Origin of the sequence: Hoeflea sp. AS60 (genome assembly GCF_038900115.1) — a bacterium.
In the GTDB taxonomy this organism is placed as follows: Bacteria; Pseudomonadota; Alphaproteobacteria; order Rhizobiales; family Rhizobiaceae; genus Hoeflea.
The window spans coordinates 1,193,797-1,218,190 of the sequence record NZ_JBBMQP010000001.1 but is presented as its reverse complement, the minus strand read 5'-3'; the positions used below and the strand labels follow the sequence as shown (position 1 = coordinate 1,218,190).

The 24,394-nt window shown below is 59.9% G+C and carries 22 protein-coding genes; all 22 read right to left on the bottom strand.

From position 1 onward, the window contains the following. Positions 1–44: 44 nt before the first annotated feature. Positions 45–659: an RNA-binding protein gene (locus WNZ14_RS05615; protein WP_342868517.1), complete on the bottom strand. Its 615-nt coding sequence runs from the start codon at positions 657–659 to the stop codon at positions 45–47. A 38-nt stretch (positions 660–697) separates the two neighbouring features. Continuing rightward, positions 698–2,311 carry a transcription termination factor NusA gene (nusA, locus tag WNZ14_RS05610; RefSeq protein WP_342867606.1) on the bottom strand — a complete coding sequence of 538 codons (1,614 nt, stop codon included), beginning with the start codon at positions 2,309–2,311 and terminating at the stop codon, positions 698–700. Between the two features lie 113 nt (positions 2,312–2,424). Then, positions 2,425–3,054: a ribosome maturation factor RimP gene (gene rimP, locus WNZ14_RS05605; protein WP_342867605.1), complete on the bottom strand. Its 630-nt coding sequence runs from the start codon at positions 3,052–3,054 to the stop codon at positions 2,425–2,427. A gap of 288 nt (positions 3,055–3,342) precedes the next feature. Continuing rightward, complete coding sequence (gene trmB / locus WNZ14_RS05600; RefSeq protein WP_342867604.1) at positions 3,343–4,047, bottom strand: tRNA (guanosine(46)-N7)-methyltransferase TrmB; 705 nt, start codon at positions 4,045–4,047, stop codon at positions 3,343–3,345. A gap of 28 nt (positions 4,048–4,075) precedes the next feature. Further along, entirely contained in the window at positions 4,076–5,317 is a 1,242-nt protein-coding gene (gene metK / locus WNZ14_RS05595; protein ID WP_342867603.1) for a methionine adenosyltransferase, read from the bottom strand. A gap of 208 nt (positions 5,318–5,525) precedes the next feature. After that, the gene (locus tag WNZ14_RS05590) at positions 5,526–5,945 is read right to left on the bottom strand and encodes a helix-turn-helix domain-containing protein (protein ID WP_342867602.1); all 420 of its coding nucleotides are present in this window, start codon (positions 5,943–5,945) and stop codon (positions 5,526–5,528) included. Between the two features lie 151 nt (positions 5,946–6,096). Then, on the bottom strand, positions 6,097–7,692 hold the full coding sequence (gene lnt, locus WNZ14_RS05585; RefSeq protein WP_342867601.1) for an apolipoprotein N-acyltransferase: 1,596 nt from the start codon (positions 7,690–7,692) through the stop codon (positions 6,097–6,099). Between the two features lie 197 nt (positions 7,693–7,889). After that, positions 7,890–9,032: a hemolysin family protein gene (locus WNZ14_RS05580; protein WP_342867600.1), complete on the bottom strand. Its 1,143-nt coding sequence runs from the start codon at positions 9,030–9,032 to the stop codon at positions 7,890–7,892. A 13-nt stretch (positions 9,033–9,045) separates the two neighbouring features. Then, a complete protein-coding gene (ybeY, locus tag WNZ14_RS05575; protein ID WP_342867599.1) occupies positions 9,046–9,561 on the bottom strand; it encodes an rRNA maturation RNase YbeY in 516 nt (171 codons plus the stop codon). Further along, positions 9,558–10,619 carry a PhoH family protein gene (locus tag WNZ14_RS05570; protein WP_342867598.1) on the bottom strand — a complete coding sequence of 354 codons (1,062 nt, stop codon included), beginning with the start codon at positions 10,617–10,619 and terminating at the stop codon, positions 9,558–9,560. The genes ybeY and WNZ14_RS05570 overlap by 4 nt, the downstream gene beginning before the upstream one ends. 15 nt (positions 10,620–10,634) lie before the next feature. Continuing rightward, the gene (miaB, locus tag WNZ14_RS05565; protein ID WP_342867597.1) at positions 10,635–12,044 is read right to left on the bottom strand and encodes a tRNA (N6-isopentenyl adenosine(37)-C2)-methylthiotransferase MiaB; all 1,410 of its coding nucleotides are present in this window, start codon (positions 12,042–12,044) and stop codon (positions 10,635–10,637) included. Positions 12,045–12,086: 42 nt separating this feature from the next. Beyond that, entirely contained in the window at positions 12,087–12,884 is a 798-nt protein-coding gene (locus tag WNZ14_RS05560) for a lysophospholipid acyltransferase family protein (protein ID WP_342867596.1), read from the bottom strand. A gap of 48 nt (positions 12,885–12,932) precedes the next feature. Beyond that, positions 12,933–13,358 (bottom strand): Fur family transcriptional regulator, encoded by a 426-nt coding sequence (locus WNZ14_RS05555; RefSeq protein WP_342867595.1) that lies wholly within the window; start codon positions 13,356–13,358, stop codon positions 12,933–12,935. 66 nt (positions 13,359–13,424) lie between these two features. After that, a complete protein-coding gene (locus tag WNZ14_RS05550) occupies positions 13,425–13,916 on the bottom strand; it encodes a GNAT family N-acetyltransferase (protein WP_342867594.1) in 492 nt (163 codons plus the stop codon). Beyond that, a complete protein-coding gene (gene tsaB / locus WNZ14_RS05545) occupies positions 13,916–14,599 on the bottom strand; it encodes a tRNA (adenosine(37)-N6)-threonylcarbamoyltransferase complex dimerization subunit type 1 TsaB (RefSeq protein ID WP_342867593.1) in 684 nt (227 codons plus the stop codon). Before tsaB ends, WNZ14_RS05550 begins: the two co-directional genes overlap by 1 nt. Positions 14,600–14,695: 96 nt before the next feature. After that, positions 14,696–15,259 (bottom strand): NifU family protein, encoded by a 564-nt coding sequence (locus WNZ14_RS05540; protein WP_342867592.1) that lies wholly within the window; start codon positions 15,257–15,259, stop codon positions 14,696–14,698. A gap of 126 nt (positions 15,260–15,385) precedes the next feature. Next, positions 15,386–15,877 carry a universal stress protein gene (locus WNZ14_RS05535; protein WP_342867591.1) on the bottom strand — a complete coding sequence of 164 codons (492 nt, stop codon included), beginning with the start codon at positions 15,875–15,877 and terminating at the stop codon, positions 15,386–15,388. 116 nt (positions 15,878–15,993) lie between these two features. Next, positions 15,994–17,058 (bottom strand): tryptophan--tRNA ligase, encoded by a 1,065-nt coding sequence (gene trpS, locus WNZ14_RS05530; RefSeq protein ID WP_342867590.1) that lies wholly within the window; start codon positions 17,056–17,058, stop codon positions 15,994–15,996. 113 nt (positions 17,059–17,171) lie between these two features. Then, positions 17,172–18,737, bottom strand: coding sequence for a murein biosynthesis integral membrane protein MurJ (gene murJ, locus WNZ14_RS05525; protein ID WP_342867589.1), 1,566 nt, complete (start codon positions 18,735–18,737; stop codon positions 17,172–17,174). A gap of 7 nt (positions 18,738–18,744) precedes the next feature. After that, complete coding sequence (locus WNZ14_RS05520) at positions 18,745–21,594, bottom strand: [protein-PII] uridylyltransferase (RefSeq protein WP_342867588.1); 2,850 nt, start codon at positions 21,592–21,594, stop codon at positions 18,745–18,747. A 129-nt stretch (positions 21,595–21,723) separates the two neighbouring features. Further along, positions 21,724–23,181, bottom strand: coding sequence for a RimK family protein (locus WNZ14_RS05515; protein WP_342867587.1), 1,458 nt, complete (start codon positions 23,179–23,181; stop codon positions 21,724–21,726). Continuing rightward, the gene (locus tag WNZ14_RS05510; RefSeq protein WP_342867586.1) at positions 23,174–24,286 is read right to left on the bottom strand and encodes a GNAT family N-acetyltransferase/peptidase C39 family protein; all 1,113 of its coding nucleotides are present in this window, start codon (positions 24,284–24,286) and stop codon (positions 23,174–23,176) included. The genes WNZ14_RS05515 and WNZ14_RS05510 overlap by 8 nt, the downstream gene beginning before the upstream one ends. Between the last annotated feature and the right edge of the window lie 108 nt (positions 24,287–24,394).

The following is a 24,394-nucleotide window of genomic DNA, read 5'->3' as shown; positions in this document are numbered from 1 at the left end:
TCTTGATCGATCGCATCAGGGGTTTCGAACCCCTTAGCCCGTTTTCAGCCCGGCCCCGCATCGGGACCGTTCCTGTAGCGCGCAAGCATCTTTGCGCGCTTCACTACACCCTCACCGGCCTGCCCTGCAAGCGCGGCGGCATGGATAAAAGCGCCATCGCCCATGGCAAGCGCTAATTCATCGGCTGAAAACAGCCGAAAGACGGGTATCTCCGCCTCTGTAACTCCCATGGCTCGCGCCGTATTTGCCTGGCGCAACTTGCGTACGCCATCGTCAGCAGCATCCGTCGCATGCATCAGCGCCACTGCGGCGCCTGAGCGGATGCCATCATCCACCTTACCAGATCCGGTGATAAACTGGCCCGATTTTCGCGCCATGTTCATCATACCAAAGAAGCTGTCGCAAAGCAGCCTGTCGACAACAGCCCCCAAATCGGGGTCTGCCGTTACCTCCATTTTCAGCGCCCGGCCGAAAAGCTTTCGCTTGACCGCCAGATCAACCACCGACCGCTCCGCTGTGACCCAGCAGCCACGCCCCGGAAGGGCGTGACGCAAGTCCGGCACAACGGCCCCATCAGGTCCGGCAACAAACCGGATCAAGTCATCCGGCTGGCCACGCTCCCTGGTCACTATGCACATCCGGTCGTTCACGGGTTCGATCCTGACCTTCACCGCAGAGCCTCCGGGTCCGGCAGGCCTCAGGCCTCCTCGCCGCCCGCTTCCACTTCAACGTCACCTTCTTCGTCTTCCTCGACGACCAGTTCGTCTTCGGTGATCCAGCCGACAGCGAGGCGCGCCTGCAGGATCATCTGTTCGGCTTCGACGCGGGTGATCTCGATGCCTGTGAACAGGCCGTCAAACCGCTTGGTTTCGCCATCCTTACGCTCGGACCAGCCGGTCAGATCGTCAACGGCGCAACCGGCGAAGTCTTCGATGGTCTTGATGCCGTCGCCACCGAGCGCAACCATCATTGATGTGGTGATGCCGGGAATGGAACGCAACTCGTCTTCAACACCCAGCTCCTTGCGCTTGGCGTCAAGCTCGGCTTCGAGCTTGTCGAGATATTCGCGGGCGCGGGTCTGAAGCTCGTTGGCTGTTTCTTCGTCAAAGCCCTCGATTGCAGTGATTTCACCGATCTCGACGTAAGCCACTTCCTCGACCTGGCTGAAGCCTTCCGAGGCAAGCACCTGGCCGACCATTTCGTCAACATCAAGGGCTTCCATGAACAGCGCGGTGCGTTCGTTGAATTCCTTCTGACGACGCTGGCTTTCTTCTTCCTCGGTGAGGATGTCGATATCCCATCCGGTCAGCTGTGAAGCCAGGCGGACGTTCTGGCCACGACGGCCAATTGCCAGTGAGAGCTGCTCGTCAGGCACGACGACCTCGATACGCTCTGCGTCTTCATCAAGCACAACCTTGGACACTTCGGCCGGCTGCAACGCATTGACGATGAAGCTTGCCGGCGACGGCGACCACGGGATGATGTCGATCTTCTCACCCTGCAATTCGCCAACAACAGCCTGCACACGGCTACCGCGCATACCAACGCAAGCGCCGACAGGGTCGATCGAGGAGTCATTGGAAATCACGGCGATCTTGGCGCGGCTGCCCGGATCACGCGCAACCGAGCGGATCTCGATGATGCCGTCGTAGATTTCCGGCACTTCCATCGTGAACAGCTTGACCATGAACTGCGGATGGGTGCGCGAAAGGAAAATCTGCGGGCCACGTTGCTCGCGGCGCACATCGTAAACATAGGCGCGGACGCGGTCACCGTAACGGAAAGCTTCGCGCGGGATGGTCTCGTCGCGGCGGATGATGCCTTCACCACGGCCAAGATCGACGATGACATTGCCGTATTCAACACGCTTGACGGTGCCGTTGACGATCTCACCGATGCGATCCTTGAATTCGTCGAACTGGCGGTCGCGTTCGGCTTCGCGAACCTTCTGCACGATCACCTGCTTGGCAGACTGGGCGGCGATGCGGCCAAAATCCATCGGCGGCAGCGGATCGGCAATAAAATCACCAAGCTGGGCATCGGGGTTGCGATCGCGGGCCAGGGCCAGCGGGATCTGCAATGAATAGTCTTCGGCGTGATCTACGACTTCCAGCAGACGCTGGAGGCGGATTTCGCCGGTTTTGGCGTTGATGTCGGCGCGGATGTTGGATTCCGACCCGTAGCGCGAGCGTGCGGCTTTCTGGATCGCGTCCGCCATGGCGGCGATAACGATCTCGCGGTCAATGGACTTCTCGCGAGCGACCGCATCGGCGATCTGAAGAAGCTCAAGCCTGTTTGCACTGACTGCCATGTCTGTCTCCATATGTCGGGCCGCGGCTTGCGGCCCTGCTCTGGTTTGGGTCCATCAAACGGACCGGATCAAAGGCACCCCGGAGGGTGTTCTCAAATTCGTCTCAAAGGCTCTCAGGCAGGATCGCCTGCTTCCGGGGCTTCCGGGATATCACCGGTCGCGTTCTCATTTTCCGCCTCGGCAGACTTTGCGGCCTTGTCGGCGCGCAGTGATTCGCGGATCAGCTCATCGGTCAGCACCAGCTTGGCTTCAGCAAGCGCTGAAAACGGGATCACCGCGATATTCTCTTCGCCGTAGGCAGGCTGGTCGCGCTCTACCGAGAAACCGGTCTCGGTGACATCGCGGATGTAGCCGCGAAACCGCTTGCGGTTGTTGATCAGAACCGAGGCGTCGCAACGGGCGAGATGGCCTTCCCAGCGCACGAAGTCGGACTTGCGCACCAGAGGACGATCAATACCCGGTGACGAGATTTCCAGATGGTAGGCCTTTTCTACCGGATCTTCGACATCAAGCACCGGCGAGATAGCGCGGGATATTGCTTCGCAATCCTCGACGCTCATGGTGCCATCATTGCGCTCGGCCATGATCTGCACTGTCAAACCGTTCTGGCCTGACGAGCGAACCCGAACCAGACGCATATCCAGAGACTGGATGACCGGCTCGATAATTTCAGCAACGCGCGCGTCAACGCCAGTCTCGGTGACCAGCCTCTCTTCAATGGGCATTGCGGCATCATCTGTCATCGGGACCGTGTCCTGGCTACTGCATGCGCCCATAAATCCAAATCGATTCAGGGACCAGATCATGCAGCACATTGAAAGTGCTACAGCGCCCTTTGAGCATCATCTCCGACATGACGCGCGCTGCAATGGTTCAGCTGATCGTCTGGCAACAAAAAAGAGCGGGTCCTCGCGGGCCCACCCTTGTTCATAACGATCAAGAATTTGAAAGGTATATAAACCCATAATACAGTTTCGGCAAGGGTATTCCCGCATTCAGTCCCGCGAACCACCGTCGCGTGCGGCATACACTTAGCCCAGGCGCTCAAATTCCAGATAGCAGGGGGTGCGACCTTCACGTATCGCCTTGGCCTCATAACGGGTGCCGGGCCAGCCTTCCCAAGGCTCGCGCCAGTCACTGGCGGTGCGTGCGGTCCACTCGAACTCCGGATGCGCCGCGATGTGGGCGAGCGTCCAGTTGATGTAGGTGTCGATGTCAGAGGCAAAACCAAACCGGCCGCCAGGCTTTAGCACACGGGCAAAGCGGTCAAGATTGAGCCGGGAGACGAATCGGCGCTTCCAGTGCTTTTTCTTGGGCCACGGATCTGGATAGAGCAGATCAATGCGGTCGAGGCTGGCATCCGGCAACCAATCAAGCACGCGCGTCGCATCGTCGTCATAGAGACGGATGTTCTCGAGCCCTTCGCTTTCCAGGCCCGCAAGCATCTTGGCCATGGAATTGACGAAGGGTTCGACCCCAATGAAGCCGGTCCCGGGATTCTCCTGGGCCCTGTGGAGCAAATGTTCGCCTCCGCCGAACCCGATTTCCAGTCGCGTTGCCGAAACCGGATTGGGCCAAAGCTCAGAGAACAGGCTGGGCGGAGGCGAAGACAAGTCAAGCTTTAGAACAGGCAGAAGCGCTGAGAGCGCCTCCGCCTGCGGAGCCTTGAGTGTCTTGCCCCTGCGGCGACCGTAAAATGCTTCGGTCGCCCGGCTTCGCCTTTGCGGGCTGGTCATTTCTTGCGCCCCAACCTGACGGTATGCTTCAGCCCTTGAGAGCTTCCTTGAGCGGCTTGACCAGATCAAGCTTCTCCCAGGAGAACGATCCATCGCGGCCAGCCTTGCGGCCAAAATGGCCATAGGCTGCAGTGCGAGCATAGATCGGCTTGTTGAGATCGAGATGGGTGCGGATACCGCGCGGCGTCAGATCCATCACCTTTGGCAGCGCTTCTTCAAGGGCCGCTTCCGAGATCTTGCCGGTGTCATGGAAATTGACGTTGATCGACAGCGGCTGCGCCACGCCAATGGCGTAGGCCAGCTGAATGGTGCAGCGATCGGCGAAACCGGCTGCAACCGCGTTCTTGGCAAGATAGCGCGCAGCATAGGCTGCAGAACGGTCGACCTTGGTGGTGTCCTTGCCGGAGAACGCGCCGCCGCCATGGGGCGCTGCGCCGCCATAGGTGTCAACGATGATCTTGCGGCCGGTCAGACCGGCATCACCATCGGGACCGCCGATTTCGAATTTGCCGGTCGGGTTGATGTACCATTTGCAATCAGCGGCAATCGGCAGACCTTCGAGCGCTTCGCGGATGTAGGGTTCAACGACCTTGCGAACCTTGGCCGAATCCCAGCTTCCGTCGAGATGCTGGGTGGACAGCACGATGGAGGCTACTTCAGATGGCTTGCCATCGACATAGCGCACAGTGACCTGGCTTTTTGCATCAGGACCGAGCTTGCCGGGTTCGCCTTCGCCCTTGTGGCGGGCAACGGCGAGCAGTTCGAGGATCTTGTGGCTGTAGTAGATCGGCGCCGGCATCAGTTCCGGCGTCTCGTTGCAGGCGTAACCAAACATGATGCCCTGGTCGCCTGCGCCTTCCGAGCCCTGCTGGTCGGACGCGTTATCAACGCCCTGCGCGATATGGGCCGACTGGAAATGCAGCAGGACGTCAATCTTGGCGGTCTTCCAGTGAAAGCCGTTCTGCTCGTAGCCGATCTCGCGAATCGCCTTGCGGGCGGCGGACTTGAACTTGGCAGGATTGATGACGTCGTTACCCGCCTTGTCTTTCTTGATCAGTGACGGGGGCACTCGGACCTCACCGGCAATCACGACACGGTTGGTGGTCGCGAGCGTTTCGCAAGCAACGCGCACGCTCCACGGATCGACACCGGTTTTCTTCGCCTCGCGATAGACCAGATCGACGATTTCATCCGAAATTCGGTCGCACACCTTGTCAGGGTGGCCTTCGGACACGGATTCACTGGTAAAAAGGAAAGTCGAGCGCTCCATAGCGGGCTCCATCAGATTGAAGTGTTGCAGACTGTTTAGTAGCAACACACAACTCTGACAAGGTCAGAATGACATAAATATATCTTGATATGATTAGATGGCAAACCCCACCCTGCATCCGGCATTGCCCCACGGACCAGCCGACACGAAAGCGCCGCGTCCGCACTCGACGAGTACAGAACGCGGCGCTGTCGCACTTGATAAGCGGTCAGTCTGATTCCGGCTCGGATGCGAGCGACTTGACCAAATCCACCAGCTTGCGCCGGACCTTGGGGTCAGGGATCTTGATAAAGGCGCGGTTGAGCTGCAGACCTTCTGACGAGGACAGGAAGTCGACCACGTAGTTGGAGCTGTTGGCCTCAGCCATGCCCGGCTGGGCCGTCGCTGGATCACCCGGTGCATCTTCGAAAAAGAAGCTGACCGGCACGTTCAGAATGGTCGAGATGTTCTGAAGGCGGCTGGCACCAACGCGGTTCGTGCCCTTTTCGTATTTCTGGATCTGCTGGAAGGTGATGCCTAACGCTTCGCCGAGCTTCTCCTGGCTCATACCCAGCATGGTCCGCCGAAGACGGATCCGGCTGCCGACATGGATGTCGATCGGATTGGGCTTTTTCTTGTTTTCAATCATGCTTTCGTCCTGACAAGAGCCTCGGCTCTATGGTTGATTTATCCCGTCTTGATTGCAGCTCAGAAAAACCGAAAGCACTCGGTCAGCTAGTCCGTGACCAAAACGGGAAATGGGTTGACGAAAACAACTATGCTATTTTGGGGGTTTTGCGTCAATCAAACCGTTGATTTTTACTTTTACGAGCAACCAGCGCCATCACCACCATTATGACGATTATCAATCCAAAGTTAAATTGCCGAATTCTTATAAGCAAAAACTGGTCGGACCGCCGGGGCAATTCAACATCAAAGACGCCCGCTTCGCCAAGCGGCAGGCTGGCGACTATCCGACCGCCAGCATCAACGACTGCTGATATGCCACTGTTGGCTGCGCGGACAAGAGGCAGGCGCGTCTCAACGGCCCGCAACTGAGCCTGGCGCAAATGCTGGTAAGGGCCAGGGGTGATACCATACCATGCATCATTGGTAAGATTGAGCAGCAGGGCTCCCCTGCCCTCTGGCACGCTCGACAGGTCCGGGAAAATAGCCTCGTAGCAAATCAGCGGAATGGCATCCAGGCCGCCGGGCAAAGTCAGCATTCCGCGGCGATCGGCAGCAGAGAAACCGCCAAATGTTTCGGCTACCGGCGTCAGACCAAACCGTCGCAACAAGGCCTCGAACGGAAGATATTCGCCGAAGGGAACCAGATGCGACTTGTCGGCGGAGCCAATGATCTGCCCTTCATCGTCAATGACATAGATGGTGTTGTAGTAGCGCTGTGGCACACCTCCAACTCCGTCCTCGAACCGAACTGCACCGGTGATCAAGGTCTGCCCGACCTGCAGCATGTCGGCGATGCGTGACAGTGCGCCGGGATTTTCGGTCAACAGAAACGGCAGCGCGGTCTCCGGCCAGACGACATAAGTGGGGCGCGATTCGCCTTCGCGTGGCGGCAAGGCGCTGAACTCAAGCAGTCGTGAGAATATTCGCTCGCGCTCGGCCATATCCCACTTGGCAGATTGATCGACAGCAGGCTGCACAATCCGCACGGTCGCCCCGGACGAGACTTGATCGGTGGTATCAAGACGGTGCAGCACAAACCAGCCATAACCAACATGGGCGGAAAAAAGCACTAGCGCAGCGAGGATGCCAGCGACCGCGCCACGCTTTGTGCCGACCAGGGCCGGAGCCGAAAACACGAAGACTGTCAAGGCCGACATGCCGAATATGCCGACAACTTCGGCGGACTGCATCATCAGCGGCGCGGGCATGGCCGCATAGCCGATGGCGTTCCAGGGAAATCCGGTCAGAACGAAACTGCGCACCCACTCGACCAGCCCGAATGCCGCACCAAGGGCTGCGATGCGCCCGATTCCGTCAGACCACAACAGCCAGGCGACAGACGTGGCGACACCGTAAAACAGGGCAAGCACCGCAGGCAGACCGAGCACCGCAAGCGGCAGCGCCCAGGCAAAGCCATTGGCATCGACCAGCAGCGCATTGCCCAACCACCAGAGGCCTGCCACGAAGTAGCCAAAGCCAAACCACCAGCCGGTTGTAAATGCCGGTCGCATACGTCCGAGCAAGCCCCGCTCAGCAGATCCGCTGGCGCCATCAAGAAGCCAGACCAGAATCGGAAAGGAGACAAAAAGAACGGCAAAGAAATTGAATGGTGGCAAGGCCAGAACAGACAGTGCGCCGGCAGCAAAAGCCAGAAGGATGCGCTTGACGCCCCAGCTCAGCATGATGGATTCAGCGATCCGTTCCAAATCCGGTTTACTCCCAGCAAAAAACGACCCGTCTCGTCCGATACATTTCGGTCGAGCGAATCAGTTGCCGTATACTTTCAAAAAACCGCGGCAATGTCCGTCGTTGCCCTCTGCTTTTTTAGGGCGACTGCCACTCGTGCGAGCAGTCGCCGGTCTGGCGGAAACGGAGAATTTAGCGGAAGGGAAACCGCAAGGCCTCATGCGGCGCTTGCGTCACCGGGATCAGTGTTTTTCTTGGGGGCCGCTTCGCCACGGGTCAGACGACGGCGCGGAACCTGGCGCTTTCTGATGATTCGGACACGCTTGACGCGGCGCGGGTCGGCATCCATCACATGAAACTCGAAACCGGGCAAAGCCTGAACCACTTCACCACGAGCCGGCACACGGCCGAGTTCGGAGAAGATCAGCCCGCCGATGGTGTCGACTTCCTCGCTTTGTTCGCGAATATCAAAATCGGCGCCGATTTCATCGGCCAGATCTTCCAGCTCGGCCTTGGCGTCGACAACCCAGACGTCTTCACCGACCTTGCTGATGAGCGTTTCTTCTTCGTCGTCATGCTCGTCGGCAATGTCGCCGACCACCATTTCGACAATATCTTCCAGCGAGACTAGGCCGTCCGTGCCGCCATATTCATCGATGACCAGGGCCATCTGGATACGGTTTGCCTGCATGCGCTGCATCAGATCTGACGCCAGCATGGAGGCCGGGACAAACAGCACCTTGCGGGTGATGCCCGATTCCAGAAGCGTCTTGCTCAGATCAACCCGGGAAAGCTCCAACGCGTTGAGCGAATTGAGCTTTTGAAGGGATGCCGCGCTTTTGGCTGTAGATTTGCGCTTGGTCCGCGCCTGCTTGGTGATCCATGCCAGAAGATCCCGGATATGGATCATTCCGCGCGGGTCATCGAGATTTTCCGAATAGACCGGCATGCGCGAGCGGCCCGATTCCTCGAATATCTCGAGCAGGCGGCCAAGCGACGTTGTCTGGTCCACGGCCTCGACATCGGCGCGCGGTATCATCAGATCTTCGACCCGAACCTCGCGCAGGCGAAGGATATTATGCAGCATGGCGCGCTCATCCGCGGAGAACGCTTCATGCAGGTCACCGCCGGACTGCAAGGCATCGTTGAGATCCTCACGGATGGATTCACGGTCCGAGGGCGGGAACAAGGCACGCACGAGGCGCTGCCACAGGCCCATTCCCCCGCGTTCGTCCTGATGCACGTCCGCATCTGCCCCGCGCACAGGCACGGGAAGGTAACTGGGGGCTTCTTCGGTAGTCGTAGCGCTCGAAGCGCTTTGCGCGTCTCCGGTCGTTGCCGGGGCATTGCTCTCTGTCATCGTCTCTTCAATGTCAAACCGGCTCTGTATCGCCGTAAGGGTCAGATAGGCCAAGCGAGGTCAAAATGCGAGTCTCGATCGCTTCCATTTTCTCGGCATCGTTGTTTTCAATGTGATCGTAGCCGAAAAGATGCAAAAATCCATGCACGATCAGGTGGCTGATGTGCTCATCAACCGGCTTGCCCAGCTCAACAGCTTCGCGCTCGATTGTCTCGCGGGCCAGAATGATGTCACCGAGCATGGGCCCCGGCCGCCCGCCCGGCACCAGCGGGAAGGCCGGAAATGACAAGACATTGGTCGGCTTGGGCTGATTGCGCCATTGGCTGTTGATATCTGCCATCATCGAATCATCGGCCAGAACAAGAGACACTTCCGGCGGTTCTTCAGGAAAGGGCTGGGCCTCCAGCTCCGACAGATCGCGCACGGCAGCATCGAGTGCGGTCTCTGCCAAAGCCTCGGTTGCCTCGACATCGCCCCATTCTCCGGCTTCGACGGCTAGCGCCAGGCTGATCGCCGGATGGCTGCTCATGCGTCTCCGTCGGCCTTGGGGTAAATTCGCTTTTCATAGGCTTCGACAATGCGCTGCACCAATGGATGGCGCACCACGTCGGCGCTGCGGAAGCGACAGGTGACGACCCCATCAACACCCTCAAGAATTGAAAGGGCCTCGACAAGGCCGGAGGTAACGCCGCGCGGCAGGTCGACCTGGCTCGGGTCACCAGTGATGATCATGCGTGAGTTCTCGCCAAGACGGGTGAGAAACATCTTCATCTGCATCTGCGTGGTGTTTTGAGCTTCATCAAGGATCACGGCGGCATTGGCCAGAGTTCGGCCGCGCATGAAGGCCAGCGGCGCGATCTCGATGACGCCAGCCGTGATGGCACGTTCGACCTTTTCGCCCGGCATCATGTCATAAAGCGCATCGTAAAGAGGCCGCAGATAAGGATCGACCTTTTCCTTCATATCGCCAGGCAGGAAGCCCAGTCGTTCGCCCGCTTCCACCGCAGGGCGCGACAGGATGATGCGTTCGACCGAACCGCGTTCGAGCAGCTGAGCCGCGTGGGCAACCGCCAGATAGGTCTTGCCGGTCCCCGCAGGACCGACGCCGAACACCATCTCGGAGCGTTCCATGGCGCGCATATAGGCGTCCTGGGTCGGGGTCCGGGCGATGACGGTTTTCTTGCGGGTCGAGATTTGCGCGAGCGTCATCTTGCCCTTGCGTTCAAGTGTTGGCAGCACGAGCTGATCGTCCGCGGCCAAGGCCATGCGGATCGCGCCCTCGACATCGGAACTCTCGACGCTGGCGCCCTTGAGCAAGCGGTCATAGAGATAATCCAGCGCCCGGCGCGCCTGATTGGTGGCGATTTCCTCGCCACGCAGCGTGACCGTGTTGCCACGAGCCCGGGCGTCAATGTTCAATTTTTTCTCTAGAAGCGCCAGATTCTGGTCGAATTGGCCAAAAAGCTCACTGGCGAGACGGTTGTTTTCAAAGGTCAGCGCGAGGTGGGTCGCGTCAGACGCGCCCGATGCGGGCGTCGCAGCTTCTGTCTGGGACAGGTGCTCAACTGTCAAACGATCTGGCTCCATAGTTGCACAGGACTGTCACTCCGCAAGTTCCGCGAAAAGACCGGTCGTGCCGGGTTGCGTGATTCGCACCCTGATAATGTCACCGATTTCCCCCAGCTTTGCATCAACTATTACCGGCTGCAGCCAGGGAGACCGGCCAATCAGTTGGTCAGTGTTGCGCCCCTGCTTCTCCAACAGCAAATCCACGGTCTTTCCGACACATTCCCGGCCGAAAGCCCGGGTCTGCTGACTGATGAGATCCTGCAGACGCAAGAGCCGCTCGGTCTTGACCGCTTCGTCGACCTGATCGTCCATGTCAGCGCCTGGCGTGCCCGGACGGATCGAGTATTTGAAGGAAAACGCAGCGGCGTAATTGACCTCGCGGATCAACTGCATGGTGTCTTCGAAATCCTGATCGGTCTCTCCGGGGAAGCCGACGATGAAGTCGCCCGACAGCGCAATATCGGGACGCGCGGCACGGATGCGCTCCACAAGCTTGACGTAATCCGCAGCCGTATGCCGGCGGTTCATCGCCTTGAGGATCCGATCTGAGCCCGACTGAACCGGAAGATGCAGATAGGGCATGAGTTCGGGCAAATCGCGATGGGCGTCAATCAGCGCATCATCCATGTCGCGCGGATGGCTGGTGGTGTAGCGAATGCGGTCGATGCCCTCGATCGTCGCCAACCGACGCACAAGTTCGCCCAGTCCCCATTCGCGGTCGTCGGCGCCCTTGCCGTGCCAGGCATTGACGTTCTGACCCAGAAGCGTGACTTCGCGTACGCCGGCGCTGGCCAGCCGTTCGGCCTCGCTGATGATCCGGTCCACCGGGCGGGAGACCTCTGCGCCACGCGTATAGGGCACCACGCAGAAGGTACAGAACTTGTCGCAGCCTTCCTGAACAGTGAGAAAGGCCGCGACACCGCGACCACGGATCGCCTTTTCCGGTGCGTTCGGCAAACCGTCAAACTTGTCTTCAGTGGGGAATTCGGTCTCCACGACGCTTTCACCCTGACGGGCTCTGGCCAGAGCCTCGGGCAGACGGTGATAGGTCTGCGGCCCGATGACGACATTGACCACCGGAGCGCGGCGGATAATTTCCTTGCCCTCGGCCTGGGCGACACAGCCGGCGACTGCGACCATCAGATCGCCGCCATCGGCATTGCGCTGCTTCTTGAGCTTGGCCAGACGTCCAAGCTGCGAATAGACCTTTTCGGCGGCCTTCTCGCGGATATGGCAGGTGTTGATGAGGATCAGGTCGGCAGCTTCGACGGTATCGACCGTCTCATAGCCATCGCGCGCCAGCGCATCGCCCATGCGTTCGCTATCGTAGACGTTCATCTGGCAACCGTAGGTCTTGACGAAGACCTTTTTGGATTGGCCGCCGGTTTGCGCGCCAGTCGTGGGCTCGAGGCCAGCTTCAGGTGTAAGGATCGCTTGTGTCATGGGGGGCTTTTAGCGGTAAAAACACGGCTTGAAAATGGCTGCTCAGCGATTGAGTTTGCCACGAAGCGCGGCATTCAATCCCTCCCGCACACGGACCTCGACAAGACGGGCCGTCTTCTTGCGGTCGGAGCTTGCATCAAACGGGATAGCATCGCTGAAAACCACGTCGACATCGAGCGCGCCGTCGCGGATGACGCGCAACAGATGCGGCCCCAGCGCCACGTCTCCGGGCCAGCCGGCAACCGGCCGGTGATAGCGCCCCATCGGCATGCCGTGAATGCCAGTATAGGCGATCGAGAGCGGCTGGATATGGACCTTTCCTTCCGGCGCCAGCGGCAAGGCCGCGCTGGCAGCCCCGAACAGCGATGAATTGAACGGCATCACCCGGTTGCCATCCGATGTGGTGCCTTCGGCGAAAAGCACCACCACTTCGCCTGACAGAAGCCTGCTCGACACTTCGGAGGCCTGCATACCGGTCTTGCGGCGCTCTTCGCGCTCGACAAAGATCGTTCGCTGCAACCGCGCCAGCCAGCCAAGCACCGGCCAGCCGCGAACTTCGGATTTGGCAATGAAAACGACATCGGCAACCGATCCGAGAACCAGAATATCCTTCCAGGAAACGTGATTGGCGACCAGCAGCAGTGGCCGCTCTGATGAGATCCGCCCGTTGACACGCACTCTGAGCCCTATGATCCGGCACATCATTTGGTGCCACCAACGCGGCAACCGCTGCATCACCGAATGCCCGAGGCCAAGCGCGATCAGCTGCACCGGCAGCAGCGCCAGTGTCAGCAGAAGAAAGCCCGCAAAAACGAAAACGATACGCAGGGCTGCGATCATGACAGAGCCGGCAGGGCTGAACGGCGGGCAAAGACCTGCATCAGACCTCTATTTCTTGTCGGTCTTGATCGGAATTCCGTAGAGTTCCAGCCGGTGATCGACCAGCCTGAAACCATGTTCGCGGGCAATGCGCTCCTGCAGCGCCTCGATCTCGGGCGAATGAAATTCGATCACCTGGCCGGTGCGCAGATCGATGAGGTGATCATGATGCTCTTCGGGCACCGTCTCATAGCGCGAGCGGCCATCGCGAAAATCATGGCGCTCGATGATGCCGATATCCTCGAACAGTTTGACCGTGCGGTAGACGGTGGACATGGAAATGCGCGGATCAACCACCACGGCGCGGCGGTGCAGTTCCTCGACATCGGGATGATCATGGGCGCCATCAAGCACACGGGCAATGATCCGGCGTTGCTCGGTCATGCGCATGCCACGCTCGGCGCACCTGTCTTCAAGGGATTTCTGCTCGTCCATCGCCTGCCACGCCGGTTATGTGGAGAGGATATGCCGACGACACCGTAGCCGACGGTCCATTGCGGACTAGCGAAGATCGCGGCGCATGACAAGCGCCGTCGTGCTTGGAGCCCCGTCCCGGACATAATAGGCGCGCCGTTCTCCGACCTGAACAAAGTTGAGTTTACGGTACATCTGGACGGCTGCGGCATTGGTCTCGTCGACTTCGAGAAACATTTCCTCGGCACCGCGGCGCCTGGCTTCAAGAATAGCGGTCCGCATCAGTCGCCAACCCAATCCGGTGCGGCGCTGCTTTGGCGAAATGCCGATCGAGAGGATTTCGGCTTCCCCTGCGGCTTCCCGACACAGCACAAAGCCAGCCGCAGCGTCACGTGCGCGGCCTTCCGGGCAGGCCAGATAGCCAAACACGGATTGCTGGGAAATCAGGCTTTCAAACTCGCCATCGCCCCAGGCGCGGGCAAAGGCCTCGCCATGAATGCGGGACGCGGTCCGTGCATCTGCCATCTCGATTGCGAGAACCAGGCACTCGGGCTGCCGCGAAAACAGGTTGAAAACCATCAGGTCACGACCTCGTGCGGGAGCACAAAGCCAGCCTGCGGCTTGGCGTCTGCATCGCGAAGGTAACGCGGCTCTGCAGGGTTTGAGACAGGATCAAGAGTTGTGGCAAGGCGGGCAACGTCCTCGATCTTTGGGGCGACAAGATCGTCCAGAACAGAGGATGCCAAGGCCGGATTGATGCCTGCCAAGAGTGCCGCACCGCTGCCGGTGATGGCGCAGCCGCTGTCCATGGCCAATGCAGCGGCTGCCTCTGGCGACAGTTCGCAGGCAGGCTCGATGAGCGCGCCGTCGGCATCGACAAGGATCGCCCAGACGTGATCGCGCTTGGCGTCGAGCACCGCCATGGTGGCTTTTCCGTTCTGGCGCGCAGCGGGAATGGCGATTGCTTCGAGCGAACCGACCCCGACGACAGGTACACCCAGCGAAAGTGCCAGACCACGGGCAAAGGCGACACCGACGCGGATGCCGGCAAAAGAGCCTGGCCCGATGGTTATAGCGATGCGCGTGACCTGGGACAGGTCCACGCCCGCTTCTGTAAGGACCGATTGCAGAACTGCCGGCAACTGTTCGGCATGGCCGCGTCCGATGTCCGGACTGGCGGCGGCAAGGATGCGGCCCTCACTCTCGTTGAAGAGGGCTGCAGAACAAAACCTTGCGGAACAATCAATCGCGAGCGTCAGCACCGGGCACATCCGTTGGAACAGGCCATGCAACAGCGCATGGCATCGTTTTACCGATGTTAATAGGCACAGGGGCTGGCGCGGTAAAGGCTGATCGCGTCAGACGGCTTCGACTTCACGCACTTCCGGCACGAAATGCTTGAGCAGGTTCTGAATGCCGTGCTTGAGCGTCGCTGTCGAAGACGGGCAACCTGCGCAGGCGCCCTTCATGTGCAGGAACACCTTGCCGTCGCGAAAACCGCGGAAGGTGATGTCGCCGCCATCCTGGGCAACGGCAGGACGAACCCGGCTTTCGAGCAGTTCCTTGATGGTGGCGACAATGGTTTCGTCGCCCTCTTCAAAAAACTCTTCATCGGACGCGGGAACGCTGTCACTTCCCATGGCCATGATCGGCGCGCCGGACATGAAATGCTCCATGATGGTGCCGAGCACGGCTGGCTTGAGATGCTGCCATTCCGGGCCATCCTTGGTGATGGTGATGAAGTCATAGCCGAAAAACACACCGGTGACGCCTGGAATGCCGAACAGCTTGGCAGCGAGCGGCGAAGCCGGGCCTGCTTCCTCTACGGTGCGGTAATCGGCGGTGCCCTGGTTCATCACGACTTTGCCGGGAAGGAATTTCAGGGTCGCGGGATTGGGGGTTGATTCGGTCTGGATAAACATCTTCGGTCTCCCTGCCTGGTGCGTTGACCGGCCAGTTTAGAATTCTTCAAAACAAGATAAGCCTCGCGGGCTTCTCAATCAAGGGCGCTTGTGGGCAATCAAGGGCGCATGTGGCTCGGATTTGGCTCAGCTCAGTGCATCGATCTCGTCATCGGACAAGGCGTCGGGGATGACCGTGACCGGAATCGGGAAGGCGGCGCCTCGTCCGGCGATGGATGCCACCAGCGGTCCGGGGCCATCCTTGGCGGAGCCTGCAGCGAGAACCAGAATGGCGATATCCTGATCTTCCTCGATGACGGCGTGGATCTCATCGGTGGTTTTGCCCTGGCGGATCACCACTTCGGGATCGATTCCGATGATCTGCCGCATTTTCTCACTGGCCTTGGCCAGCGTCGATTCGGCTTCTTCCATCGCTTCGGCGCGCATGATTTCCTCGACGCCGAGCCAGTGCTGGAAGTCGCCCGGCTCGATCACATAGACCAGCACCAGACCGCCGCCGGAATTGTAGGCACGCATGCCTGCGTAACGCATGGCGCGCTCGCACTCGGGCGTGTCGTCGATGACTGCGAGGAACTTGCGCCGGTGGCCAGCCTCACGTGAACGTCTTCTTGATACCATGGGCGGGACAATGCCATCAGAGCGGGCTGTCCCGCAAGTGCGTTTTTGAGACTCGCGCAGGCGCTTCATGCCCAGGCGGTTTCACACCGAGGCACGTCCTGGCCTGCGGTCAGTTCCTAGACGAAGCCGATGATCTCGCGAACATCCTTCATGGTCTTTTCAGCAATCACATTGGCGCGTGTGCTGCCATCCTTGAGGATCGCGTCGATATGCGCGGGATCAGCCATCAGACGCTTCATCTCGGTGGTGATGGGCGCCAGCACGGTGACTGCCAGATCGACCAGCGCCGGCTTGAACACCGAGAACTGCTGGCCGGCATATTCTTCAAGCACATCCTTGCGGGTACGGTCGCTGAGCGCGGCATAGATGCCGAGCAGGTTTTGCGCTTCGGGACGGCCTTCAAGCTCCTCAAGTGTTTCGGGCAAGGGGGCCGGATCTGTCTTGGCCTTGCGGATCTTCTTGGCGATGGTGTCGGCATCGTCATCGAGATTGATGCGGGAGAGATCGGACGGGTCTGATTTCGACATCTTCTTCGAGCCGTCACGCAGGCTCATGACGCGCGGCGCCGGGCCCTCGATAAGGGGTTCTGTCATCGGGAAGAAGCCGGAGACCTTTTCCTCGCCAACCATCATTTCGATGCCGAGACCGGCCGCGCGGATGCGATCGGAAAAATCGATGTTGAATTTCTGGGCGATATCACGGGCGAGTTCGAGATGCTGCTTCTGGTCGTCGCCGACCGGCACATGGGTGGCGCGGTAGAGCAGAATGTCTGCGGCCATCAGGCTCGGATAGGCGAGCAGTCCCAGCGATGCGTTCTCGCGGTCCTTGCCGGCCTTGTCCTTGAACTGGGTCATGCGGTTCATCCAGCCGATGCGCGCGACACAGTTGAAGATCCAGGCAAGCTCGGCATGACCGGAAACGGCGGACTGGTTGAAGACGATGTGTTTGACCGGATCAATGCCCGAAGCGATGAAGGCTGCGGCAATCGACCGGGTCTGGCCCTTCAGGTCCTCATGGACGAGCTGGGCGGTAATCGAGTGCATGTCGACCACGCAGAAGATGCAGTCATGCTGCTCCTGAAGCGCAACAAACTTGCGGATCGCGCCAAGATAGTTGCCCAGATGCAGATTGCCGGTCGGCTGGACGCCGGAGAAGACGAGCGGCTTGAAAGTGGCGGACATGGTGTACTCCCCGCCGGGCTTGTGGAGGGCCCGGATACCTCGTTGAAATCGGGCGGGGTTATGCGGCTGCAGCGGTTTGAGGTCAAGGGCCTATCAAGCAGGGTGGCGTGACCTCAGACCTTTTTGCGGCGCTTGAGCAGTCGGGCAAATTCACGCTTGTCGAGCGCTCCGGTCGTAAATGCGAAGCCGAAATAGACAACTGCACCCGCGGCCACCGTCAGGAGCACTGATCCAAGACGGACGAGCAGCGAAGCGTCGAGCAGAAGATGCGGGAAGGTTGCCTCAACCCACCACAGCAGCGCGCCCATCAGAGCCGCGCCAGCAACAACGAGCAGGATTCGCCTCACCGTGATGGCTGCCGGCCGGAACAGTTCGCGCGCCAGAAGCCGCTGACCGAGATAGAGCGCCGAAAGCCAGCCCGCCAGACTGGTGGCGATCGCAAGCCCCATCACGCCCATCCGCGGGAACAGAATGAGGCTTCCGCCGATATTGACCACAACCGATACCGCCGAGGCCAGCAACGGGGTGCGCATGTCTTCGCGGGCATAGAACACCGGGGTGAAGATCTTGGTGAGCACGAATGCCGGCAGGCCAATCGAGAAAGCCGCCAGAACCTGGGATGTGACAATCGTCGTTTCACGGGTGAACGCGCCGCGTTCAAACACCAGGGCAATGATCGGTTCCGGCAGCAGCGCCAGCCCGAAAGCCGCAGGCACGGTGATCGCCATGCCGAATTCGAGGCTGCGGTTCTGCAGGTGCTGCGCTTCCTTCATGTCGCCGGCCTTCAGCGCGCGGGACAGTTCGGGCAGCAGCACGACGCCGATAGCAATCCCGATCACCCCGAGCGGCAGCTGGTTGAGGCGGTCGGCGTAGTTGATGATGGCAATTGCGCCGTCCTGGGCCGAGGCGATGATCTGGCCGACCAGCAGGTTGATCTGGGTGATGCCGCCGGTCACTGCTGCAGGCAAGGCGAGCCACAGCAAGCGCTTGACGGCGGGCGTCAGTCTGGGCCGCACGAAACCAAGGCCAAACCCCTCGCGCTTCAGCGCCCAGACAAGCAGACCCAGCTGCAATATGCCCGATATGGTAACTGACCAGCCCAGAACCTTGCCGACTTCGGGCGCTGACAGGCTGAGATAGCCAGCCGCGACAAGGCCTGCAACCAGAACCACGTTGAGCAGGATGGGCGCAAGGGCTGCAAGGAAATAGCGCCTCAGCGAATTGAGGATGCCCGCCATCATCGCCACCAGGCTCATGGCGGCGAGATAGGGAAACATGATGCGTGCGAGCAGCACGGTCAGATCAAACTTCTCCGGATCGGACGCAAACTTGGGCGCGATGATGGTGCCGACCAGAAAGGGCATGAAGATCATCGCCAGGGCACTGAGCGCGAACAGCGACAGGATCAGGACCGAGAGAACCTGCTCGGCGAATTTCTTCGCCGCCACCTGCCCGCCGCCTTCGATCTCCTTGGCAAACAGCGGCACGAAAGCCGCATTGAATGCGCCTTCGGCAAACAGCCTGCGAAACAGGTTGGGAAAGCGGAAGGCTGCATAGAACGCATCGGCCACGGGCCCGGCGCCAAGAAACGCGGCGATCATCGCTTCGCGGACGAAACCGAGAACGCGGCTTGCCATGGTGGCGCCGCCGACGCTTGCAAATTTTCCGATCAGGCTCATGCCGGGGTCAGCCCTGTGATGCCGGGGTCTTGGAACGCCGGGTCGTGCCATGCGGCGCGATCATTCCCGGAGGCATCTTGTCTCGCACCTCGTCCTCTTCCTTGGCCAGCACTGCCTTGAGCCGCGACGCAATGTTCATCTGGCGGTTCTCATTGGTGATCTTCATTCCAACCAGATCGCGAACGTAGAAGGTATCGACGACTTTTTCGCCAAATGTGGTGATGTGGGCTGAACCGATATCGAGCGACAGATCCGAAAGCACAGAGGCGATCTCCGACAAGAGACCGGTGCGATCAAGGCACTCGACCTCGATCACCGTGAACTTGTTGGACAATGTATTCGAGATTGTCACCTGCGGTTTGACAACGAAGGGACGCTTCTTGGACTTGCCGCGGGTCTTGCGGGCGATGACTTCGGGAATGTCGGCCTTGCCTGCCAGCACATCCTCGATCATCCGGCCGATGGAAACACCGCGCCTGATTTCATCTGCATCATCGGGCAGTTCGCGGTTGATCAGGATGGTATCGAGCGCGCGCCCGTCGGAAGTGGTGAAAACCTGGGCATCGGCGATGTTGGCGCCGGCAGCTGCACAGGCGCCCGTGACGATCGAGAGCAGGCGCGGATGGTCCGGTGACAGCAGCGTGATTTCGGTGATGGCGTGAAACGCATGGGTGCGGACCATGGTGGCAAGCGGCTTCTTGGCCTTGTCGGTCTCGCGGATAAATTCGGCGTGCCTTATCTGCTCTTCGATCGGCACCGCCAGCAGATAGGGCTCGTAGTGCAGCTTGACATAGGCCTTGCGGTCCTTCTGGCTCCAGTCTGACAGGGCTTCGCCAAGGGCGAGGCGTGCATGCGCCGTCCGCTCCTTGCGCGACACTTCCGAGAACCCGCCCGAGAGCATCAGTTCGGTCTCGTAATAGAGCGTGCGCAGCAGCTGGCCCTTCCAGCCATTCCAGACCCCCGGCCCTACGGCGCGGATGTCGCACACCGACAGGATCAACAGCATTTTCAAGCGTTCCAGTGTGCGAACCTTTTCGGCGAAATCGATGATCGTCTTGCGGTCATTGAGATCGCGGGTCTGAGACACCAGTGACATGGTCAGGTGTTCCTCGATCAACCAGGCCACAAGCTCGGTCTGCTTGGGCGACAGACCAAGGCGCGGACAGAGCTTGCGCGCCACCTTGGCACCAGCTGTCGAATGATCTTCCGGCCGGCCCTTGGCGATGTCGTGCAGGAACACGGCGACATACAACGCCTCGCGCTCCTCAATGCTGGGCATGAGCTTGCAGGCCAGCGGATGCTCGCGCGTTTCCTCACCATTGTCGATGCCCGACAGTACCGAGACGGTGCGGATCAGATGCTCGTCGACTGTGTAGTGATGGTACATGTTGAACTGCATCATCGCGACAATCTTGCCGAACTCGGGAATGAACCGGCCCAGGACGCCAGATTCGTTCATGCGCCTGAGAATGATCGCCGTCTGCCGCTTCAGGGTCAGGATCGACAGGAACAGCCGGTTGGCTTCCTCGTTCTCGCGCAGCTCGGCATTGATCAGTCGCAATGAACGGGTGACGCGCTTGAGCGCATCGGGATGAAATTCCAGCCCGCGGATATCGGCGATATAGAACAGGCGTATGATGTTGACCGGATCGCGCTTGAAGACGTCCGCATCGGCCAGGTTGATGCGGCCCTTGTCTTCGATGAAGTCGAGTGTGCCGGGAATCTTTCGGGGGCGGCTGGCAAAGCGGGTGATGACCCCGGTGAGCCCGGGCGCCTGCTTGGCCTGCTGGTCCTCAAGGCCGGCGCAGAAGATACGGGTCAGGTCGCCGACATCCTTGGCGACAAGAAAATAGTGCTTCATGAAGCGCTCGACCGCAGAGAGACCGGGGTGATCCTGGTAGCCCAGACCCGAGGCGATGTCGCGCTGGATATCGAAGGACAGCCGCTCTTCCGATTTGCCGGTGAGAAAATGCATGTGACAGCGCACTGCCCAGAGAAAATCCTCAGCCTTGACGAAAAGATTGAACTCCCGGCGCGACAGGACTCCCAAGCCTACCAGCTCATCTGTGTCGCGGATGTGGTAGAAATACTTAGAGATCCAGAACAACGTGTTGAGGTCACGCAACCCCCCCTTGCCTTCCTTGACATTGGGTTCGACCAGATAGCGCGTATCGCCGGCCTTGCGGTGACGTTCGTCGCGCTCGGCGAGTTTGGCGGCAATGAATTCAGGTCCCGTGCCTTCGACCACTTCATTGTCAAAACGGTGGCCCAGATCCTTGAAAAGTTCGCGTTCGCCGCACAGAAAGCGGGCCTCGAGAATAGCGGTACGGATGGTCATGTCCGAGCGTGACAGGCGGATGCATTCGTCGACATTCCGGGTGGCATGGCCAACCTTCAGGCCCATGTCCCAGAGGATATAGAGGATCCACTCGACGACCTGCTCGGTCCAGGGCGTGTTCTTGTAGGGCAGAACGAACAACAGATCGATGTCGGAGCCCGGCGCCAGGGTGCCTCGGCCATATCCGCCGACCGCTGTCACGGTCATGCGTTCGGATTTCGACGGGTTCTCGACCCGGTAGACATGCACGCTGGCATAGTCATAGAGCGCCGAGGTGATGACATCCTGCAAATGGCAGATCCGCCGGGCACAAGCTGTGCCGCCACCATCCTCGAACAGCATTGTGCGCGCTGTCTCGCGGCCTTCGGCATTGACACGCTTGACCTCAGCGAGCACCGCCATGCGGGCTTCCGTGCTGGCGCCACCATGTTTTGCGGCAATGGCGTTGAGTGCCTTGCGAAGTTCTGCCGGATCGACAATCTGATTGAGATCGAGGTTGTCTTCGGCAGCTTTCAGCATGAATAGAATCCTGGTCGTGGTCGGTGTTCTGGCTCAACTCGCCAAGCCGCGGCTGCTATACCCTGTTTCGCGTGGAAACGACAGTCCGAGCGCGCCCCGCGGCAAGCCCTGCACCAGCTTCCGGCCGGATCAGGTGGCTATCCGCTCGATGAACCAGTTGGTCAGGCGGGTCCAGACCTCGTCCTTTTCCGCAGCATCCTCGACACCGTGCTCAAGATTGGGATTGTCGTTGACCTCGATGACAAAGACGCCGTCATCGGTTTCCTTGAGATCGACGCCGTAGAGCCCGTCACCGACCGAACAGGCGGCGCGCAGGCCGGTATCGAGCACCAGTGGCGGCACCTGCGCCAGCGAGAACGACTTGAACCCGCCTTCCAGCGGTTTGCCACCGGTATCGTGCTTGACGATCTGCCAGTGCTTCTTGGCCATCAGGTATTGCACGGCAAACAGCGGCTTGCCGCCAAGCACACCGATGCGCCAGTCAAAGCTGGTCGGCATGAATTTCTGCGCGATCAGCACTTCAGAATCATGCAGCCAGGCGCCGGCCAGTGTCTTGAGTTCGGCCATCGAGGCCACTTTCGAGACGCCGCGGGAGAACGATGAATCAGGCACTTTCAGCACCATCGGGAAGCCGAGCTGATCGGCGGCGCGCTGGAAATCCTCCGGCCCGATCAACATCACCGTATCGGGAACACGGATGCCGTTGGATGCCATCAGTTCATCGAGATAGACCTTGTTGGTGCAGCGGATCATCGACACCGGATCGTCGATCACCGGCATGCCTTCCTGCTGCGCACGGCGGGCAAACCGGTAGGTGTGATTGGAAATCGAGGTGGTTTCGCGGATGAACAGCGCATCGAAATTGGCAAGCCGCGGCAGATCCTTGCGGCCGATCGGCTCGACAGAAACGCCCATGCGCGCGGCAATCCGCGACCAGTGCTTGAGGCTGTCGATCGAGGACGGCGGCATGGCTTCGTTCGCGTCGACCAAGGTGGCGAAGGAATAGCGCGCCGGCGCCCGTGACTTGGCATCCTTCCATTGGCGCGCCGTGTACCGCGCCATGGCTTGGAAAAATGATTCACGGCCCTCGTCGTCCAGTTTACTGACCGGCAGGAGGCCGATCTTGGTGATCGAGATCCAGTCGCCCTGCTTCAGGGTGAGTTCCAGAATAGGTGCGCGGAACCAGTCGAACAGCAGCCGGCCAAAGCGCTCGAGCCGAGCATCGGTGCAGGTTCCAAAGAAGATCCGCAAACGCGATGGCAGTGCTGCACCTTCGTGCTCGCGCAGGCTTTTGTTGAGCGAATCTTCAAGCTCGGGAATGGCATTCTCATAGAGCTTGCGTGCCGACAGATCGATGATGGTTTCGACCGACGGGATCACCCGCTGGCCACGCGCGGCGGCGAGCAAGGAGGCATAATATCCGCGGCTCTGGTAGGCGTAGGAGCGCGACAGGTTGATAATGTTGGGCCGCGCCCCGCGAAACAGTTCCGGCCGGGCCAGATAATCGCGGGTGGCGAGCACCTTGTGCTTGGTGGCGGCATGATCAAATCCAGCCAGCGCGGTGGATAGAATGATCCAGTCAGACATGGGCAGAGCTTCCCTTGATAAGAACAGCGGCGCGTAAGCCCGTGCGGCCGAAACGGGCTATGCGGTCAAACACCGCATAGGGAACAGGAATATTGGCGGCGTCGGCCATGGTTTCGCCGACCTCGTCCTCGACCCAGGGATCATGGACGAAGATGTGCCGACCGTCATCCCCGTGGGCAAGCACCCAATGTGGCACCTTCTTGCCCATCATCAGGTAACCGCTGACCAGAATGATGGCGACGTGCCCCTCGGCCAGCCGGGCGCAGAGCCAGTCGAGATCGAAAGCCTGATAATGCACAGGTGTGCCGGCTTCTGCGACACGGTTGCGGAAATCGGTCTGGGCCAGCTCCATGACCCGGCGTTTCTCCGGATCACGCACCGTCTCGAGAAACAGCAGATCCTCGGTCGAGCACCAGACCTCGGGATCGAGCCCATGCTCGCGCGCCACCATGGCAAGGCCGAACGGTTCGCACCCACCGGGGCCGGACAGCATGAAGACCGTCGTGGCTTCACGCCACAGCCTGATTTCCCAGATCGGATCGAGAAACTCGGGCGAGCGAAAGCGCGCCAGTGCCATCAGCAGGCAGGCCGAACCGCAGGTAAAATCGGCTGTCTGCTCATAGAACGGGGTCAGCACATCAGGGGCTTCGGGTCCGCGCAGCAGTTTTTCGAACCGCAGCGCTGCCATGCCGTCGGCATAATACTCGGTAACGCGACCGATGCGGTGGTAGCCCGAATTCTTGTAGAGCGTGATTGCGGGCGTGTTGTCCTCGCGAACCTCAAGCCGCAGCAGAATGCGGTCATGATCCATCGCGGCCTTTTCCGCCGCGGCAAGAAGCGCCCTGCCATAGCCCTTGCCGGCGTGCCCCGTGGCCACTGCAAGCGAATAGAGCCGGGCCAGCGCCGCACCTGCGCGAAACAGGATCATAGCATAACCGCAGATCTGCCCATCGGCCTCGATAACGAGCGTTTCGGCCGTTGGACGATCGATCAACGTGCGGAAAGACCGGCGTGAAATCCGGTCAGCCGGAAACACGGCCTTCTCGATCGCATCCAGAGCAGCAATGTCAGAAATGGTGGCAGGGCGTATCCGCGGTGCGGACATGGGCGTTCCCGGAAACAAGTGATTACAGCCATTGGCGGCGTGCCTCTGAGGCGCTCGAATCATGGCTGATTTGTGTCGATCTGTCACCCGGCACCGACAAGATTTCAC